The following is an 18,747-nucleotide window of genomic DNA, read 5'->3' on the forward strand; positions in this document are numbered from 1 at the left end:
GAAGGGAAGGTACAATCATTAATGAAACCTTATATGAAAGTATCCCTGGCTGCACTGGCTATCGGTGTTGGCGTGTGGGTTGGGTCTGTATACAGCAACACAGCTATCGGTGCAGGAACAAGTCAACCAGGCACAGCGGATGATCCAGTTGTGACAAAGAGCTATGTAGATCAACAGATTCAAAAGGCTTTAAACGGAGGTACTAATGCCGGATCGGGAAGCTCCGCAGGCAGTAATAGCGTATCTACCGGGACAGGCAGCACAGGTGGTGACACCACGCTTCCTCCGTTGGTATCCGGTGCATCTGATGCGGTAGAGATCGTTACCGTGAAGCCGGGTCAACAGCTGATCGGTGCTTCTGGTGCGGAGTTCATCGTACGCAGCGGCAAGGCTGTGATCGTCAGTGAAGGTACGAACGGTGTAGCTGATCTGACGGACGGAGTTGACCTGACGAATGGACAGGCAGCGCCGACCAATCACCTGCTCTCTTTTCCAAGGGATGGACGGGGTATAACGGTATTGGATGGAAACAAGTACAGTCTGACAGTTATGGTTCGCGGCGGATATTCTTTGAAGTAGGTTAAGCATTTATTCGCATTTTTATACATTTCATATGTGTAGATTAACCAGTTCTAACAAACATTTATACGGCTAGGCATGAGGGTTCCTGCTCACTCTATAATTGTACAAAACCAATTAACGGAGGTGCAGGAATCATGGCTAGAAGTAACCGCAAAGTGGTGCCGGAAAGTCGTCAGATGCTGAATCAGATGAAGTATGAGATTGCTGCCGAGTTTGGTCTGAATGTAGGGTATGGTCAAAGTGCCCTTGCTGGTGCAGATACCGAGTTTGGTTCTGAGCTGGGAGCTGTGAGTGATCATTCCTACGGTCAATACAAAGGCTGGGGTCATCTGACTTCCCGTGAGAACGGATCGGTTGGTGGCGAGATAACAAAAAGGCTGATTCGTCAGGCAGAAAAGCAGTTATTATAAGGTTTTTCCTTATCCCACATGGTTTGACACGGCTTGACAAATGCGATAAGATGGCATTTGAGGTATGCAACCTTTTCCAGGAGGAAAAGGTTGATTTTTTGTTAGGGCAATTACCTGAAAAATCCTTATCTTCGTAACTGCGGACCCTGCGTCCTTATTCCGCCCGGAAAGCTTTCGAGGGTACAGTGAACGAATCACCGTAAATGTTTTGTTCGGGCAATCGCCATACTACTAGTTATGGGAGGTTGAAACTTCATGTCTGTTAAAGGCCGACATCTATTCACATCGGAGTCTGTAACCGAAGGACATCCGGATAAGATTTGCGACCAGATCTCGGACGCCGTATTGGACGCGTTTCTGGCGAATGATCCAAACGCTCGCGTAGCGTGCGAAGTTTCCGTGGCTACAGGCCTTGTGCTTGTCATCGGTGAAATCAGTTCAGCTTCTGAATACGTAGACATTCCGGCCATTGTACGTAATACGGTTAAGGAAATCGGGTACACACGTGCCAAATATGGTTTTGACTACAACACTTGTGCCGTTCTGACATCTCTGAATGAACAGTCTGCGGATATCGCACAAGGAGTTAACGCAGCACTGGAGAACCGTGATCCGGCTCAAGTCGCTCGCGAAACAGAAAACATCGGTGCGGGTGACCAAGGTCTGATGTTCGGGTTTGCAACGAACGAAACACCAGAACTCATGCCATTGCCAATCGCATTGTCCCACCGTATTGCACGCCGTCTTGCTGAGGTACGTAAAAACGGTACACTGGATTACCTCCGTCCGGACGGTAAAACTCAAGTAACCATTGAATACGACGGTGACAAAGTCGTTCGTGTCGATACCATTGTAGTATCCACTCAGCACGCTGAAGAGACTACCCTTGAGCAAATCCAAAAAGACATCAAAGAACAAGTTATCCTGCCTGTTGTTCCGGCTGAATTGCTGGATGAGCAGACTAAATATTTCATCAACCCAACAGGACGTTTCGTTATTGGCGGACCTCAAGGAGATGCAGGCCTGACTGGACGTAAAATCATCGTAGATACTTACGGCGGTTATGCACGTCACGGCGGTGGCGCGTTCTCCGGTAAAGATCCGACAAAAGTAGACCGCTCCGCTGCTTATGCGGCTCGCTACGTAGCGAAAAACCTCGTTGCTGCAGGTCTTGCTGACAAAGTGGAAATCCAGCTCGCTTATGCGATTGGTGTAGCCAACCCGGTATCGATCAACGTGGATACATACGGAACTGGCAAAGTCAGCGAAGAGAAGCTGGTTGAGTTGGTACGTAACAACTTCGATCTGCGTCCGGCTGGCATCATCCGTATGCTGGATCTGCGTCGCCCAATTTACAAACAAACGGCTGCTTACGGTCACTTCGGCCGTACAGACTTGGATGTACCTTGGGAGCAAGTGGACAAAGCAGATGCTTTGAAAGCTCAAGCGGGTCTGTAAGTTTCATTGCGATAGATCAAAGCCTTTGGTTCCGATCAGGAATCAGAGGCTTTTTTGCGTACATAAGTGGTTAGCTAGGTAGGGGGTTTATAAAACGAAATAGGATTCCTTTTATTCCCTTTTGGCTAAATAAAATGTCTGTTCTAACCGACATACATAATGAGGTCTGTTCATTAGAGACAGGAGAAGAAATATAAGATGAGGGGGACGAATCGGTGCGTTTGAAACGAATGACCATGAAGAGTACAATCGGGCTTTTAATCGTACTATTAACTGCCCAAGGTTGGCTAACAGGTCTGCTTGGAGTGGAAAACACTGCTTATGCAGCAGATGACTTGACTACGTTAGGGGTCACGGCAACGTTACCTGTAACAGGAGAGAAGAACGTAAATGGAGCAGCCCCATTGGAGATCGAATTTGGCCAACCTGTTCGAAAAGCAGCGGGGACTACCAGTGGATACATATCAATAAAACGTGTGTCAGATAATTCTGAGGTTATTCCACCTATCTTAGTGGACCCTACGGAAGCAAGTAATATTAGCATTACACCAGATGACGCCAGTGTTCCGGATGTAGGGAGAAAAGTGACCATTAATCATGCACCTCTGCCAGGAGGAACATATTATGTTCAAATCGACAAAAATTCATTTGTTTACGCGGATGAGAATAATACTGCTTTCGATGGACTGAGCAAAGAATGGACGTTCCATACACAAGGTGTAGGCACAGCATCCTTGGTAGAGAAGGTTCCCGCGAATGCAGCGATGCAGGTATCACCTTCATCTAACATAACAATGACATTTAGTAAAAAGGTTTATGCAGGTGCTGGGAAACTGCAGATTTTTCAAGGGACTACATTATATGAGGAAATACCTGTGAATGCAGGTTCTCCACGTGTTAATGGTCTGGGGACGAATTCCATTGTGATTGATCCAGAGAAAAACTGGAATAGCAGCAGCACATATTATGTTGTTATGCCAGAAGGTCTTTTAAGGGATGAACTGGGGAACGACACCAGCGGAATTATCGGAACCGAGTGGGGTTTTGGCGTGATTTCGGATCCTACTGCTCTCACCGTATCATCTGTTTCTCCAACGAACGGTACGACGAATGCACCTTTGACGGGAGAACTAACGGTTACATTTAATAAAGAGCTTGATACCAATTATCCAGGCAATGCGACGTTGAGAAAGGCCAATGGTGGAACCGTAGCCGTAACAACAACCATTAGCACTTCAAACAATAGACAGCTGCGAATTGTTCCGCAGAGTACACTGGAAAGCAATACGAATTATTATGTGGATATTCCTGCAAATGTGTTTAGGGACAAGGCCGGTAACCTCTTTACAGGTTTGACAGGTACCAGTTCATGGGGCTTTAAGACGCTTAGCAGAGATACTACAGCTCCGGTTCTCAAAACAGTTAAGATGTATAGTAACAATACGATTCGACTTACTTACGATGAAAGTTTGTTCAGTGCGAATCCAGCTTACAGCAGCTTCACAGTAACAGTAAATGGGGAAGCGCGTAATGTCAGCACTGCATATGTATCAGGAGATAGCGTATATGTCGTACTCGATACAGGTGTAGCTGTAGGGCAGGTTGTCCGGATCGGGTATACCCCTGGATTGCGTCCAATACAGGATAATTCGCTGAACCCGGCTGCTTCGTTTGCAGCACGAGATGTGGAAAATACACTGGACTCGGTCATGTCCAAACCACGGGAAGGCACTGTATATTACAGTACAATTAACCTATACTACCCGGAGACAGTATATATCAACTCCAGTGATGCGGTGTCACAATTCAGTGTGACTGCAGACCAGTCTTCAGTAGGAATCAACAGTATATCCTTAACAAATAGCTCGATGGTTACATTAAATCTGAGTCGTCCCATCACGGATGGGGAAGTGGTGCGTGTCTCGTATGCACCAGGCTCATCTCCTGTGAAAGATAGTCGAGGACAAGCCCTTGCCGGATTTACCGGGTTCTATGTCCGTAATAGCATCGACACCAAGGCGCCTGAATTTCAAAGTGCCGAAATAAGTGGCTCTAAGCTATGGATTCGTTATAATGAACCACTTAGAACAACCAACAAACCGTTAAAAAGTCAGTATTCTGTTCTTGTAGACGGTAAACCATTATTTGTAAACGACACGGATATTGAAGATGAAACAGTCACGTTAACTTTGGCCTCAGCTGTAGGCACGAACCAGAATGTAACACTTTCTTATGTACCGGGTGCATTGCGTTTGACGGACCTAAACGGTAATCCTGCTGGTTACATCAACTTAACACCTGTAAGCTACACATCGGGTAATGGTATGGTGAAATCAGCTATATTGCAAGGAGATACCGTGACTGTTACTTTTAGAGAATCTCTACAGTCACAGACTCTGCTTACCCCATCTCAATTTGGTGTACAGTTGGGAGGCTCACAGGTAACTGTGGTTTCTGCAGCATCAAGTGGTACAACACTAACTCTGAAGTTATCCAGTTCGGGCACCAACGGACAGACAGGAACTGTAAGTTATGCACCGGGGATAATTCCGCTGCGCACGCTTGATAACGTTATTGTTGAAGCATTCGGACCTTTATCGATTAGCCAGACTCAAAGCACGGGTTCAACTACTAATACTGGAAGTTTAAGTGGCAACCTGCCATCATGGCTAACCATATCGGACACATCGGCTTTTAACCAGTCCATGTATGTCATGAGCACGGATGCAGCGACAATAACTTCCGCCCAGTCGCGCAATAGTCGCTCTACCCGTCAATTTAATGTGGATGCTAGCAAGTTAAATCAGGCTTTTCAATATGCAAGCCTAAGCAACAATTCAAGTCGAATGGTCGTATTTGAAGTTCCTGCAACAGAAGCATCAGCTTATGTAGGATTCCCAATAGACACGCTAACAGAAATCGCTTCCCGTGAACGTTTTTCATTTATTGGGGTGAAATACGGAGATCGTCTGTGGTCAGTGCCTTTGTCAGATTTGAATCCTTCCAGTATTGCGCAAAGCGTGAATGCAGCTTCGGGCTCTTCATACTTTTATGTTCAACTCGAATCGGTTCCTGTAACGGTCTCCGGTACAATGGACGGTATGCTTGCATCCGCCGGAGCACAAAGAGTATCTGACATTACGGATGTTTATCTATCAGCATATAATGGCTATAGTGGGCAGCGTGCAGAACAACTGGTGAAGAGTTCAATTGCACTCAGATTGCCTTCCACGACAACAGGACCAGCTACGGGTCTGGTCTACATTGATCAAGGTACTTCAGCTCTGGCTAATATTCCTCATCATTTCTCCAATGCAACTGGAGCGGTTATTATAACAGGACAGCTGAAAGGCAATCAGGCTATTGTGGCTGCATCCCATCCCGTTTCATATCGGGATACTGCTTCACACTGGGCTAAGGACGTCATTGGTGAGTTGTCTGCAAAATGGATTATTAATGGACAAAATGGAACCTTGTATGTTCCTGATCAGCAAATATCACGAGCAGAATTTGCTACTTTAGTGGCAAAAGGGTTGGGATTACCAGGTGACTATGCTAGTGCTCAACAATTCAAAGATGTTCGTTATGGAGATATATCAGGTGCATATATTGGTGCAGCGGCTAAAGCGGGTATCGTCACGGGTAATACGGATGGTACTTTTAAACCGGATAGCCTCGTGACTCGTGAGCAGATGGCCATCATGATGGTTCGGGCTTTGGATTATGCAGGTCAGCCAACCGTTCTGAATACTTCGGCAGCTTCAACACTGTCCAAGTTTAAGGATAGTAACAAAATTCAATCTAAGGATTCTGTTGCTAAGGCAGTACAGGAAGGCATTATTCAGGGAATGACATCGAAGACGTTTGTACCACAAGGTAATGCAACTCGTGCACAAGCAGCAGTAATGTTGAAACGTGTACTGAACAAATTGGGTTATCTGTAATCCGAGTGGAGTTAAACTTTACTATCTAGTTCAAAGCAGAGAGTGAGAGTTTATCGGATTGAGTTTCTCTTTTTTGGCAAGTTAGTAGCAGTGTAAACAATAATCTATGATTTAACATGCGACTTCAAGTGTGGCAATTCCATGCCATACTTGGGGTCTTTTTTTGTGCGGAATACCCTCAAAGTTGGCTGCGGGCGTAACTTTTTCCACGAAAAGCAGTCTATTAATAGTAGAGTATACTAGGGATCTGGCTGTTCTCTGCCATCTGGCAGGACACATGATGTCTAAGATTGATATACAAGATGGGAGAGTCGTTTCAAACATGCTGGGGAAACACGGGAAACCGCTGGAAGACGTGAAGGGCAGCAAGGCGAAGAAATGGGCAATTGTGACACTGGCAGGTGTGATCTGGATTGCACCGGTCTTGGGAGCAGGGCAGCAGGTATGGTCGGGAACGACGTGGCAGTCGGTAGCTGCTGCGGCATCTACAAGTACAAGCAAGTTAAGTGAGGAAATTCTGACTTCCGGTGCGAAGCTCATGAAATACAAATATACAACCACAAGATCCGGCTCGAAAGTGAATGTGCTGGCAGACGTAATTCAGGTAGATCTGCAAAACCCTTATGTGAAACTCGATGTGATGACAGGTAAGGGCGGCAACTTGAACAGTAAACAAAGCACAGGCGGTATGGCCAAGGAAAATGATGCGGTTGCTGCTGTGAACGGTGATTATTTTAACGTTTCCGGGGAGCTTGCTCCAATTGGTGGACAGGTCTCTGATGGGGTTCTGATCTCCACACCTTCGGAACTGACAGGCATGTATGCCCTCACCGTGACCAAGGATGGCAAACCGATGATCGACGAATACTCTTTCGACGGTACGGTGAAGGCCGATGACGGTTCAACGTTTGCTCTGCGCGGAATTAACAAGGAGGATTACACGGTAGAATCAGGCTCGGTCAAATACAGTCACGCCAACTCGATGTATATTTATACACCAGCCTGGACATCAACCAAACGTCCAAATGATCCTTCTACCACACCAACAGAAGTACTGGTACAGAACGGCGTCATTACGCAAATTTCCGATAAAAAAGCATTAGACATGACGGTGCCGGAAGACGGGTACATTTTGCGTGCCCACGGAACAGCAGCTACCTGGATTATGACCCATCTCTCCGTAGGACAGACGCTTAATGCGGACTACAAGCTTGTAGCCAAAACAACGGGACAATCGGTTGATCCGAGTAATCTCGAGATGATGATTGGTGGTCATACCATCCTTGTCAATGGAGGCAAAGCAGCTACGTTCTCCCGTGATATCGCCTCTTCCGGTATTGGTGGTATTCGTGCGAGAACAGCGGTAGGCTATTCTCAGGATGGTCGATATGTCTATATTATTGCGGCTGAGAAAAACAGTAACAGCAGCGGCATGTCGCTGACTGAATTGCAATCCTTCATGACCAGTATCGGCGTATGGAAAGGCATGAACCTGGACGGCGGCGGCTCTACCACCATGGTGACACGTCCGCTTGGGGAAGAAAATGCAAGTCTGACGTTCAATACGGAATATGGTACAGAGCAGCGTCAGGTCGTAAACACGCTCGGCGTATTCTCTACGGCTCCGGAAGGCAAGCTGAAAGGCTTTGCTGTAAGTGGCAGCCAAACGCTGTTAGTAGGACAAGAAGGCAAGTATTCAGCCAAAGGCTATGACACGTATTACAATCCGATTGCAACAGGCGATATCAAGCTGACCTGGAAATCAAGCAACAACGGTATCGTCAGCGTGAGTAATGGCGTAATCAAGGGTGTTAAACCAGGAACGGCTACGCTGACAGCAACAAGCAGCGGTGCATCTTCTACCATTAAAGTAACAGTACTGGGCGGAAGTGAGCTATCCTCTCTGACTGCAGGTTCCGGTCTTGGCTCGCTGAAAGCGGGAACGACCATATCCATCCCTGTGACTGCGAAGACGAAAGACGGGCAAAGTGTAACGGTCCCGGCTGATTCGCTGACATGGGAATTTATCGGATTCAAAGGTAAAGTGGCTGGCGATCAATTAACGGTATCTTCTGTAAATTCAGGAGCACAGGTTGGATATGCCATCGGTCGTTATGACGGCTACAGTACGGTCGTTGTTCTTACGGCTGCTGACAGCGAAACCACCTGGGAGAACTTCGAGAATGTAAGTTATCCAATCAACTTCACAACGAACGCGACTGGCGTAACGGGTTCAGCAGCCGTAACAGCGGGTACAGGTGAAAAGGCTGGCTCCAAAGTGCTGCAGCTGAGCTACGACATGACTGCAGGTACAGGGAAAATGTATGCTTATGCCCAATTGAACGGGACAACAGGTAGAGAAGTATCTTCAGCCGCAACGTCCATGTCGATGGATGTAATGGGTGACAAGAGCCTGAACTGGCTCCGTGCAGAGTTTACGGATGCCAATGGCAAAACCGTGTATGCCGATCTCGCGAAGGCCATTGACTGGAGCGGGTGGAAAAAAGTGAACGTGGACCTGAGTGGTCTGAACATTGCATATCCAGCCAAGCTGAAACGTGTCTATGTAGTCAATGTAGAAGAGGGCCAGGATGAGCGCGCTATGACAGGTACCGTTGCATTTGATAACATCGCCTTCACCATGCCATCGAAATCCAGTGAAGTGGGACTGCCTACAGGAACAGCTTCCCTGGTACTTGGACAGAAGTCGATGACCGTGAACGGAACGAAAAAGGCAATTGATGCAGCACCGGTGCTTAAAAATGGTACAACATATGTCCCAATCAAACATGTACTGGATGCTTTTGGCGGCCAAGCAAGCTGGGATAGCAAAAATCAGCGGATCACCGTTATTCGCGGCGGGAAACTGATTGATCTGGTCGTGGGACAGAAAGAATTCATTTTAAATGGAAAAAGACAAAGCGCAACAGTAGCCCCATATGTATCCGGAGGTAGGACTTTAGTCCCTCTTCGACTCGTTTCCGAGCAGCTTGGATTGACTGTAAAATGGGAACAGAAAACGAAGACCGTTACCATCTCATCGTGATATGGTATGATATATACCGGAAACGATAGAAATGGAGTCGAACTAACGTGGATTTACAAGCCGATGCCATAGACCGCGTCATTAAAAACGCCATACAAGTCATGGAAAACAGCAAATATCAAATGTTCGAAATCATGGACTCAACCCGTGATGAGCTGAAAACTCTGAACGAGGAGTTGAAGTCGGTTCTGAAAGAGACGGCGGAAACGATCGAGAAAGTAGATCAATTGGAGCTCAACTACCGCCGCTCCCGGATCCGTCTGACTGAGGTTAGCCGTGACTTCGTCCGTTATTCCGAGCATGATATCAAGCAGGCGTATGAGAAAGCGACGCAGTTGCAGCTGGACCTGATGATTTATCGTGAGAAGGAAATGTATCTGAAGGCCCGTCGGGATGATCTGCAGAAGCGTGCCAAAAATGTGGAGGCTTCTGTGGAGCGTGCCGAAACGATTGGTTCGCAGATGGGGGTCGTACTGGAGTACTTGTCGGGTGAGCTGGGTCAAGTGACCCGGATTATCGAATCTGCCAAGAATCGACAAATGATTGGTTTGAAAATAATTTTGGCCCAGGAAGAAGAGCGGAAGCGCATTGCACGTGAGATTCATGACGGGCCTGCGCAGATGCTCGCCAATCTAGTACTTAGGACGGAAATTGTAGAAAGAATGCTCATTAAGCAGGATTTTAAGATGGTCCAGGCCGAAATAATAGATTTGAAAGGCCAGGTTCGTTCCAGTCTTGAAGAAATGAGAAAAGTAATATTCAATTTGCGTCCTATGGCACTGGATGACTTGGGATTGATTCCAACGCTTCGGAAATACGTGCAGGATTTTGAAGTGAAAACAAAAATCCGCTCGATTTTTGAAACAAGAGGCAAGGAACACCGCTTGTCTTCTGCAATGGAGGCTGCAATCTACCGTCTCGTGCAGGAGGGTCTGTCCAATGCTGCAAAGCATGCTTATCCCACTCATGTTGTAGTGGAAATTACATACCAGGCTCAGCTCGTCAAAATTGTCGTTCAGGACAATGGGCTTGGCTTCAAACCGGAGCTTCTTGCGAAGAAAAGCAAGGATCACAACCATTTCGGTCTGATTGGGATGAGAGAACGGGTTGAACTGCTGGAAGGCAGAATAGAAATTGAATCCGCAGAAAATCAAGGAACCAAAATCGTGATTCATATCCCGACAAACGTGGATAAGGGAAAGGAGTAGCAGGATGGAAAACCGTGATACTGGTAATACATCAATTAAAGTTCTTTTGGCTGACGATCATCAGCTGTTCCGTGAAGGGCTAAAACGCATTTTGAACATGGAGGACGATATTGAGGTCATCGGCGAATGTGGCGATGGGATTCAGGTGCTTGAATTCTGCAACCAGGAGAAGCCGGATATCGTTCTGATGGATATCAACATGCCTGTGGAGAACGGGGTTGAAGCGACGGAGAAACTGCGTGAGCTGTTCCCGGACGTTAAAGTCATTATTCTATCCATTCATGATGATGAAAGTTATGTATTTGAGACTTTGCGTAAAGGTGCCAACGGATACTTGCTGAAGGATATGGAAGCTGAATCCCTAATCAATGCGATTCGTTCCGTACATGAGGGGCATGCGTTCATTCACCCTAAAGTAACAGGCAAACTGATCATGCAGCTGCGTCGTATGACGTATCTTAATGAAACAGGTGCGATGAGCGAAGGGGCTTCAAAAGAAGCTGGGGTTAAGTTTGTCGCTGGCGATAACAATCCGCTCACTCGTCGTGAAGCAGAAGTGCTTCGTCTGATGGCTGAAGGTAAGAGTAACAAAATGATTGGTGAATTCCTATTCATCAGTGAAAAAACGGTGAAAAACCATGTCAGCAGCATTCTGCAGAAGATGGAAGTAGATGACCGTACACAAGCCGTTATCAACTCCATCAAGTATGGCTGGGTTACGCTCTAATACAAGTATAAGATGTCCTGATAATAAAATAAGAATGGTATCATAGTTATCTGTTCACTCGCACCCTTCCAGATTGCCCGGATTGGTCTGCGGGTTAATGGACTTTATCACTGCATAGGAACAGAGTGTGAAATCGTGCGGAACAAATGTTCAAGCTTGGTATGAATGAGTGGATGAATGACCTGGACTGTCGTTTCCTTCGCGGATGTCATCCAAAAGAAATATGGCGCCTGCAATGTACAGGTGTAACCCTTTCGGGAGTACGGCATATACTGTCGTATACAGGGATGTTCGCCATGGGTGAGCATGACCTTCCGAGGAGGTGCAGTTGCCATGGTTGCTCATTTGACTATGATTCTGCTCATATACTTCCTGGCGGCAGTGGCCGTTCATGCCATGCACCAGCGTCATCTTTCTCGTCCGGAACCCGAGGGTTACGAGCAGATTCTGCTCATTCCTTCCAATCAGGAGCAGCGGATCGAAGGCGTTGTAAGAGCACTTTGCCGGGAGCTGTTTTACCGTGGAAAGAGCTTCACATTGACAGTTGTTGCTGATCGTATGGAATCGGAAACGGTTCGGATTATTGAAAAGCTGATGCGCAAGCAGGGGTTGGAGACTTCATACCTGGCAGTTGTACCACCCGATATGGAACGTCCGGAACCAAATGGAGATCGTGCGTTTCGACTTATTGATCTGCGTGAGCCTGAGCATTAATTTTATTTAACGCCTAATCGAATTTGTTTCCATAGATCCACATGAAGATTACAGCATAGCTGTAATCTTTTTTGTTCATTGTAGCCAAGTCTGCTGTTAAATTAAAAATGGGTTTTTATGCAATCTATGGTTATTGTTTGGATGTGGAGCTCCTGAGATTGAAGTAAGAAGCGATTCGAATCCGTACATCTTAACTTAAAAGTATAGACGGTGCCGATTGGAAAAAGTTTCGCATTTTATGAGATTGATTCGGGGTATTCGTTAAATTGGTAAAATGGGCCTAAAACATGAATTTTAAATTCCTAAAGCTTGTCCTGCACGGGAGCAATTGATATAGTAAAAAGACAATAAGATAAGACATTGTGAAATCAGGACATGAAGCACATGCTCCGGCAGATAGCCGGGTAAGCGTGTGCTTTTTTTGCGTTTCTAGAAATTATTAAGTTTGGGGGAGGGGATTGGATGAGAGTTGCGCTCTATGTGTGCCGAGGCAGGGATAGGTGGAACATGCTACTGTCCTTGGATCTGCGGGTGGATTTCACTTGGTGGTTGGAGGGAGCGAGTGGTCAGCAGGTGCTGAGCTGGTTGTTGTTGGATGAAGCGTTGCCGCTAAGTCAGGCGTCATGGCTGGTTGAACATTTTGAGCTGGAGCGCGGAATGGATCAGTGGAGTGAAATGCATTGGTTGGCATATATGCGCCGTAAAGTGGATGAGTATGACAAGCTGTCTGGGGAACAGGCAGCCAGAAAAGAAGGAGCAGGCTTGGCGGGAAAAGCGGGGATGACTATCGCTGAACTTAGGGCTGGGACAAGTGGGATGGCTGCTGCTCCAGGTGGAGCTGGGGTGGGCGGGATGCCAGCTGCTTATCCCGCCCAAGGGTGGGCTCAGCTGGAGCAGGGCGCGGCTCTGCTGGCTGAGCGGCTTCGCGGCCGCCAACTGCTGGCGGCCGAGGCAGAGGCGCTGCTGGTGGACACCGTCCCGCAGCTGGCCTCCTGGCGCGCGGCTGCGCAGCTCGCGCGCTTGCATGGGCGGCTGAGTATCACAGCCGCCCTGGAACTGCCCACGCGCCGCCGGCCCGCGTGGTTCAGCGCGCAAGGCGCGCCCCGCTGCCGCCGGTGCGGCAGCGATGCCAGGCAGCGCGTGCCCTGCGCTGCCTGCGGCCTGGCGGCGTGCGCCTACTGCGAGGCATGCCTCGCATTGGGGCGCAGCCGTGCCTGTGCGCTGCTGCTGCGCAGCACAGCGCCTGCGGCCGTGCGGGGCACGGCCGCTCTTGCCACCGGCGGCGGGCTCGCCCGGTGGGGGCTTAGCGCAGCGCAGAGCGCGGCAGCTTCTGCTGCGCTGGCGTATTTGGCCCGGCCTACCTCTGCTGAGGATGGGCCGGGGCGGTTCTTGCTGTGGGCCGTGACCGGGGCCGGCAAGACCGAGATGATCTTCCCGCTGCTCCAGCATACGCTGGACCGCGGAGGGCGAGCGCTTGTAGCAACGCCGCGCAGAGACGTGGTGTTGGAGCTGGCGCCACGTCTGGCCAAAGCCTTTCCTGACGTTGCGCTGGCCACCCTGTACGGAGGTAGTACCGAACGGTGGAAAGATGCACAGCTCACCCTCGCGACCACGCATCAGCTGATGCGCTTTTATCAAGGATTCGACCTGGGCATTATTGATGAGCTTGACGCCTTTCCCTATCACAATGATCCCATGCTCGCTCATGCCGCGGCAGCTTCCTGCAAAAGGGATGGGAATTTCATATATCTGTCTGCTACCCCGCCAGCACGTTTACAAAAAGAAGTATCACAGCGGAAACTTGCTCATGCGAGGGTGCCGGTACGCTTTCACCGCTATCCCTTACCTGTGCCGCATTTGATCAAGATACCCACTGTTGCTGAATGTATCAAAAAAAGGAGTCTTCCCGCTGCCCTGAAGAATAGTATCCAAACCTCCTTGCAGCGTGATGCCCAGGTGTTTGTATTCGTAACGCGCATTGCCCAGATCGAGGCCTTTGTTAACCTGATGCGGCGCATATTTCCCCAAATCCATATCCAAGGGACATCATCCCAAGATACGGACCGGGCAAGTAAAGTCATGGCATTCCGCGAACGAGACATCCGTCTGTTGGTGACGACCACCATTCTGGAGCGGGGAGTGACCATTCCGCGCAGCGATGTCTTTATTTTGGATGCAGATAATGGGCTTTTCGATGAAGCTTCACTGGTACAGATGGCAGGCAGAGCAGGGCGTTCCATGGATGATCCGGCAGGCAGAGTCGTCTTTGCATCCTCTAGGCGCACACGTTCTCAGGTGAAGGCGGTGGCACAGATCCGCAAAATGAACACCATTGCACACCGCAAGGGTTATCTGCATCAGCAGAACCAACGATAAATCCGTTCCAATTAGGGAGGTACTGGCATCATGTTGAATCGGCTTAATATAATCGATTTTGTTCACCAACTCACCCATCGCATACATAACCTGCTTGCCCCGCCTGGGGCAACCTGCCTGACCTGTGGCACTCGTGCCGTACTATCTCCAACCTACCCGGGGATTTGTGCACGATGCGCTCAGCAGATTCCATGGATTCGCTCCATCCGCTGTTTGCGTTGTGGCCGGGCCATCGGTTGTCCGGACTGCATCCGCCCACATATGAACAATCGTTCGTTTATCTGCAATCGCAGTGCCGTCCAATACAATGCTCTTATGAAAGAATGGATCGGCATGTACAAATTCAGGGGCCACGTGCGCTACGCACCGCTGTTAACGACACTACTCATTCAAGCCTTTCAAGCCATGAGTGAAGAACTGAGTCTGGTTGCGGCAAAAGAAACCCAGGCTTCTGTGGCTCATTCCGCCACCTCTACTCTACCTCCGGTGGATGCCAGCTTGCATCCACCGAATCCGCGCGCGTCAACTTACGCGGGCGTTCAATCGCCTGGCGCACACGCATCAACAGCCGTCCGCGCCAACCCTCAAGCAGCGACACGCCAACCGAAGTCGCTGCTCCCAAGCCCCAAGCCGCGATGGCGGCCTGACGCGGTGACTTACGTCCCCGTCAGCAACGAGCGCCTTGCCGAGCGTGGCTTCAACCAGGCAGAGCGGCTCGCTACCGGACTCGCCGCAGCCTGCCGTCTACCCGTAGTTGATCTGCTGCAGCGCCGGATCAACACCACCAAGCAGAGTTCCAAGACACGTGGCGAACGGATTGAGACGATGAAGGAAGCTTTTTCAATAAGCCCCGGCGTAATGGATACTTTAAGGGGCCTTTACATTGGCAAAGCAGGATCTAATTCTGCTAGAGAGCACTCTTGTCCACTTCAATTGCTATTAATTGATGATATATACACAACGGGCAGTACCTTGGATGCTTGTAGTATGGTTATTTTAAATGCGGCTGTCTCAAGTGATATTCCAGTAGAGATATATACCTTATCATTGGCGCGATCATAGTAATATTTAAGATTACAGGAGTGTTTGAATTTTAGAGATGTAATAGATTATCATGAAATAAAAGAAAAAAATCTTTTTCACAATGAGGAGAGTATAGGAATTATTCAATTATAGCCATAAAATATCTTCTGAAAATTTGCGTATGTACGCATTCTTGGTCCTCTTGGTGCGCAAATAGACTATGGACTAGATGTGAGAAAATAAGGTAATGTATAGGTATTATCCATCGGAATGAGGAAGTTTGAGAGGGGCGTTTAAGCGATGAATCTGGGTAATTGTCCTCGCTGTGGCAGGTTATATGCATTGAACTTTCGGGATGTATGCTCGAATTGCATTAAGGAAATAGAACAGGAATATCAGACTTGCGTAGATTATTTACGGGAGAATAAAGGCACTAATATACAGGAACTATCTGATGCAACGGAGATTTCCATTAAGCAGATCACCAAGTTCATCCGGGAGGGACGGATTTCCATCGAAAACGCCCCGAATATGATGTATCCTTGTGAGGTATGCGGAACGCTAATCCGTGAAGGGCATATGTGTGACTCGTGCCGTAATCGCTTAACGAAAGACCTGGCTGGAGCAGCACGTGAGGTAGGTCAGAAGGATAATGCCAATATAGGTGGGCGAACCTACACTGCTGTCGACAAACTACGCGATTCATAGGAATGAGGGCTTAAATGCAGTTCCTGCTATAACAAATGTTTTAGAACGTACCGATAAACTTATTAAAGATTATCGGTTTTTTTATTATCCTAATTGTTCGTTAACATAAAGATAATGTAAAAATCCTAAGGCAAAGGAAGTGCACTTCGTATGAAAATCAATGAACCGAACCGAATTGGAGCCATTAACTCTTATCAGCGTAATATTGAAAATGCACTGCAAGGGGAGAGTAAGAAAACCCGACGCAAGGATGAGGTGACTATTTCCCCGGAGGCGATGGAACTGTTGAAGACAAATGAGTCTAACACGGATTCTGCAAGAATTGAGCGAATTGCCGAACTGAAAAGTCAAGTCGAATCAGGAACATATAATGTGGATGTCGGTAAGTTAGCTGAAAAGCTAGTTCCTTATTTTAAGACATACACGAAAGAATAGAGGTAAGTGATGTCTGAAAATCAGATTATTTCTACATTAGATGAACTGAAGTCAACATATGCTGACCTGCTGGAGAATTCTTTAAGTAAGAAGCAATGTATTATCAGCAAAGAATATGGTGAACTCATAACAGCGATGAACTTGGAATCCAGACTGGTAAAGAAGGCTGAAAAACAAGAGCAGGCACTATCGGAATCCATTCAGTATTTCCTTCGTGAAAAAGGGATACAATCCAAATTGAAATTAACGGTTACAGAGACCATGAGACTCGTTTTTGATCCTTCAATCAAGGCTATATTGGATGAAAAACGAAGCCAGCTCGAACATAAGATCCATGAGTTGGGGCGGGTCAATGCATTGAATCAAGAACTTATTCAACAGTCGCTTACATTCATTGATTTTTCACTTAATCTTGTAACCAATGATATGGATGATGTTTCAACGTATTCGTCCTCGCCTGATCGTGAGAAAAGGACACAGCAAAGAAACATGTTTGACACAAGAGCATAGCCGACACAAGTAAGGGAGGAGCGAACAAATGACTTCTACATTTCATGGTTTGGAGACAAGTAAGAGAGCGCTGTTTGTAAATACAACCAGCATGCAAACACTAGGTCATAATATAGCTAACGCTAACACCGAGGGATATACACGTCAGCGAGTTAATTCATCAGCTACTACGCCGATCTGGCAGATTGGTATGACGAAGAGCGCGATGCCAGGACAATTGGGGACAGGCGTTCAGGTAGACAGCATTACCCGTTTACGTGACAGTTACCTGGATACACAATTCAGGAGGGAAAATACATCACTTGGTGCATGGGAAGTACAGAATACAACCATGACTGCGATTCAGGATATTATTAATGAACCTTCGGGTAACGGACTAAGTGCTGTTATGGATGATTTTTGGAACTCATGGGAAACGCTAAACAGAGATCCTTCACTGCTGAGTGCCCGCGTGGCAGTTGCTGGTGCAGCTCAAAATATGACGGATACACTTAAGCATATTAGCGAGTCCCTCACTAACTTGACAACTGACACCGAGTCGAACATTGACAAGAAATTGCAACAGGCCAACAACATTGCGAATAATATAGCACAACTCAATGTGCTAATACGAGACAATGAATCACAAGGAGATCATGCAAACGATTTTAGGGACCAACGTGATTTGTTAATTGACCAGTTGTCCAGAATTGTCAATATTACGGTCACTGAAGAAGCGAATGGGATGGTAAACATTAATGCAGCTGGTGGAACGGCTCTTGTCGCTGGGACCGCTGTTACTGCTCTTACGGTAGTTGATGCTGATATGGCAACTGGAGGAGAACTAAACGGGTACGCCAAGTCATTGCAGGAAGTGGATACGGTCCGCAGTCAGCTGGATGCCATGGTCAATACATTGGTGCATGGGAAGATCAACGTGACGTTGAGCAATGGGTATATCACTCCTCAAGCAATGACAGCTCTCAATAATGTAACTTTGAAAGACGGAAGCACCATCAACGCAGGCACCCTCATTCCAAAAGGTTCCGAAATTACTTCTTCCATGCAAGTGCAAGTGAATGGTTTTAATGGACTTCATGAGCTGGGGTACAGCTTGTCTGATCCGGCCCAGGCTGGCATTCCCTTCTTTGTTCAGTCGACCGGTGGAACACTAACAATAGAGAATATTGGAGTGAATCCTGCCATTACCAAGGATACAAACATGATCGCGGCATCTTCCAAGTACGAAACTGTTAACGGTGTGGACAAAACAATCCGTGGGAACAGTGATATCGCAAATGCGCTTGCGAGTCTGCGGGACGCAACGTTTACTTTTCCCGATAGCATGACCTCCCTGTCACAGGGCACAACAGACGATTATTTTAGGGCTTTGACTAGTGATTTGGGGATTCGGGCAAGCAACGTTGAACGGAATCTGAATAATCAGAATGATATTACAGACTCTCTTGAAATGTCCAGACAATCCGTAAGCGGGGTATCAATGGACGAAGAGTTGGCTGACATGATTCGCTTTCAGCAAGCTTATAATGCTGCAGCTAGGGCAATGACTACTGTAGATGAAATGCTTGATCGTATCATTAACCAGATGGGTATAGTAGGACGTTAA

At 47.6% G+C, this 18,747-nt stretch carries 14 protein-coding genes; all 14 read left to right on the forward strand.

All coding sequences use genetic code 11. The features are described from left to right. Window positions 1-21: 21 nt before the first annotated feature. The 14 genes from MH144_RS15650 to flgK all read left to right on the forward strand — a co-directional run bounded on the left by MH144_RS15650 (window position 22) and on the right by flgK (window position 18,747). Window positions 22-579 (forward strand): hypothetical protein, encoded by a 558-nt coding sequence (locus MH144_RS15650; RefSeq protein ID WP_239302059.1) that lies wholly within the window; start codon window positions 22-24, stop codon window positions 577-579. Window positions 580-716: 137 nt separating this feature from the next. Beyond that, on the forward strand, window positions 717-992 hold the full coding sequence (locus MH144_RS15655; RefSeq protein ID WP_239302068.1) for an alpha/beta-type small acid-soluble spore protein: 276 nt from the start codon (window positions 717-719) through the stop codon (window positions 990-992). A 255-nt stretch (window positions 993-1,247) separates the two neighbouring features. Further along, entirely contained in the window at window positions 1,248-2,450 is a 1,203-nt protein-coding gene (metK, locus tag MH144_RS15660) for a methionine adenosyltransferase (RefSeq protein ID WP_175396646.1), read from the forward strand. Between the two features lie 215 nt (window positions 2,451-2,665). After that, entirely contained in the window at window positions 2,666-6,394 is a 3,729-nt protein-coding gene (locus MH144_RS15665) for a SwmB domain-containing protein (protein WP_239302076.1), read from the forward strand. A 322-nt stretch (window positions 6,395-6,716) separates the two neighbouring features. Further along, the gene (locus MH144_RS15670) at window positions 6,717-9,440 is read left to right on the forward strand and encodes a stalk domain-containing protein (RefSeq protein WP_239302085.1); all 2,724 of its coding nucleotides are present in this window, start codon (window positions 6,717-6,719) and stop codon (window positions 9,438-9,440) included. Window positions 9,441-9,487: 47 nt separating this feature from the next. Then, window positions 9,488-10,648: a sensor histidine kinase gene (locus tag MH144_RS15675; protein WP_239302087.1), complete on the forward strand. Its 1,161-nt coding sequence runs from the start codon at window positions 9,488-9,490 to the stop codon at window positions 10,646-10,648. 4 nt (window positions 10,649-10,652) lie between these two features. Continuing rightward, entirely contained in the window at window positions 10,653-11,375 is a 723-nt protein-coding gene (locus MH144_RS15680; RefSeq protein ID WP_095291355.1) for a response regulator transcription factor, read from the forward strand. A gap of 333 nt (window positions 11,376-11,708) precedes the next feature. After that, on the forward strand, window positions 11,709-12,089 hold the full coding sequence (locus MH144_RS15685) for a hypothetical protein (protein WP_239302089.1): 381 nt from the start codon (window positions 11,709-11,711) through the stop codon (window positions 12,087-12,089). A gap of 573 nt (window positions 12,090-12,662) precedes the next feature. Then, window positions 12,663-14,465 (forward strand): helicase-related protein, encoded by a 1,803-nt coding sequence (locus MH144_RS31000; protein WP_239302253.1) that lies wholly within the window; start codon window positions 12,663-12,665, stop codon window positions 14,463-14,465. Window positions 14,466-14,495: 30 nt separating this feature from the next. Next, entirely contained in the window at window positions 14,496-15,527 is a 1,032-nt protein-coding gene (locus MH144_RS30815; protein WP_275440128.1) for a ComF family protein, read from the forward strand. A gap of 261 nt (window positions 15,528-15,788) precedes the next feature. Then, window positions 15,789-16,196 carry a TIGR03826 family flagellar region protein gene (locus MH144_RS15700; RefSeq protein WP_239302091.1) on the forward strand — a complete coding sequence of 136 codons (408 nt, stop codon included), beginning with the start codon at window positions 15,789-15,791 and terminating at the stop codon, window positions 16,194-16,196. 150 nt (window positions 16,197-16,346) lie between these two features. Next, window positions 16,347-16,631, forward strand: coding sequence for a flagellar biosynthesis anti-sigma factor FlgM (gene flgM, locus MH144_RS15705; protein ID WP_239302101.1), 285 nt, complete (start codon window positions 16,347-16,349; stop codon window positions 16,629-16,631). Between the two features lie 9 nt (window positions 16,632-16,640). Then, on the forward strand, window positions 16,641-17,141 hold the full coding sequence (locus MH144_RS15710) for a flagellar protein FlgN (protein ID WP_239302103.1): 501 nt from the start codon (window positions 16,641-16,643) through the stop codon (window positions 17,139-17,141). Between the two features lie 28 nt (window positions 17,142-17,169). Continuing rightward, window positions 17,170-18,747 carry a flagellar hook-associated protein FlgK gene (gene flgK, locus MH144_RS15715; protein ID WP_239302105.1) on the forward strand — a complete coding sequence of 526 codons (1,578 nt, stop codon included), beginning with the start codon at window positions 17,170-17,172 and terminating at the stop codon, window positions 18,745-18,747.

The organism is Paenibacillus sp. ACRRY, from assembly GCF_022346995.1.
In the GTDB taxonomy this organism is placed as follows: Bacteria; Bacillota; Bacilli; order Paenibacillales; family Paenibacillaceae; genus Paenibacillus.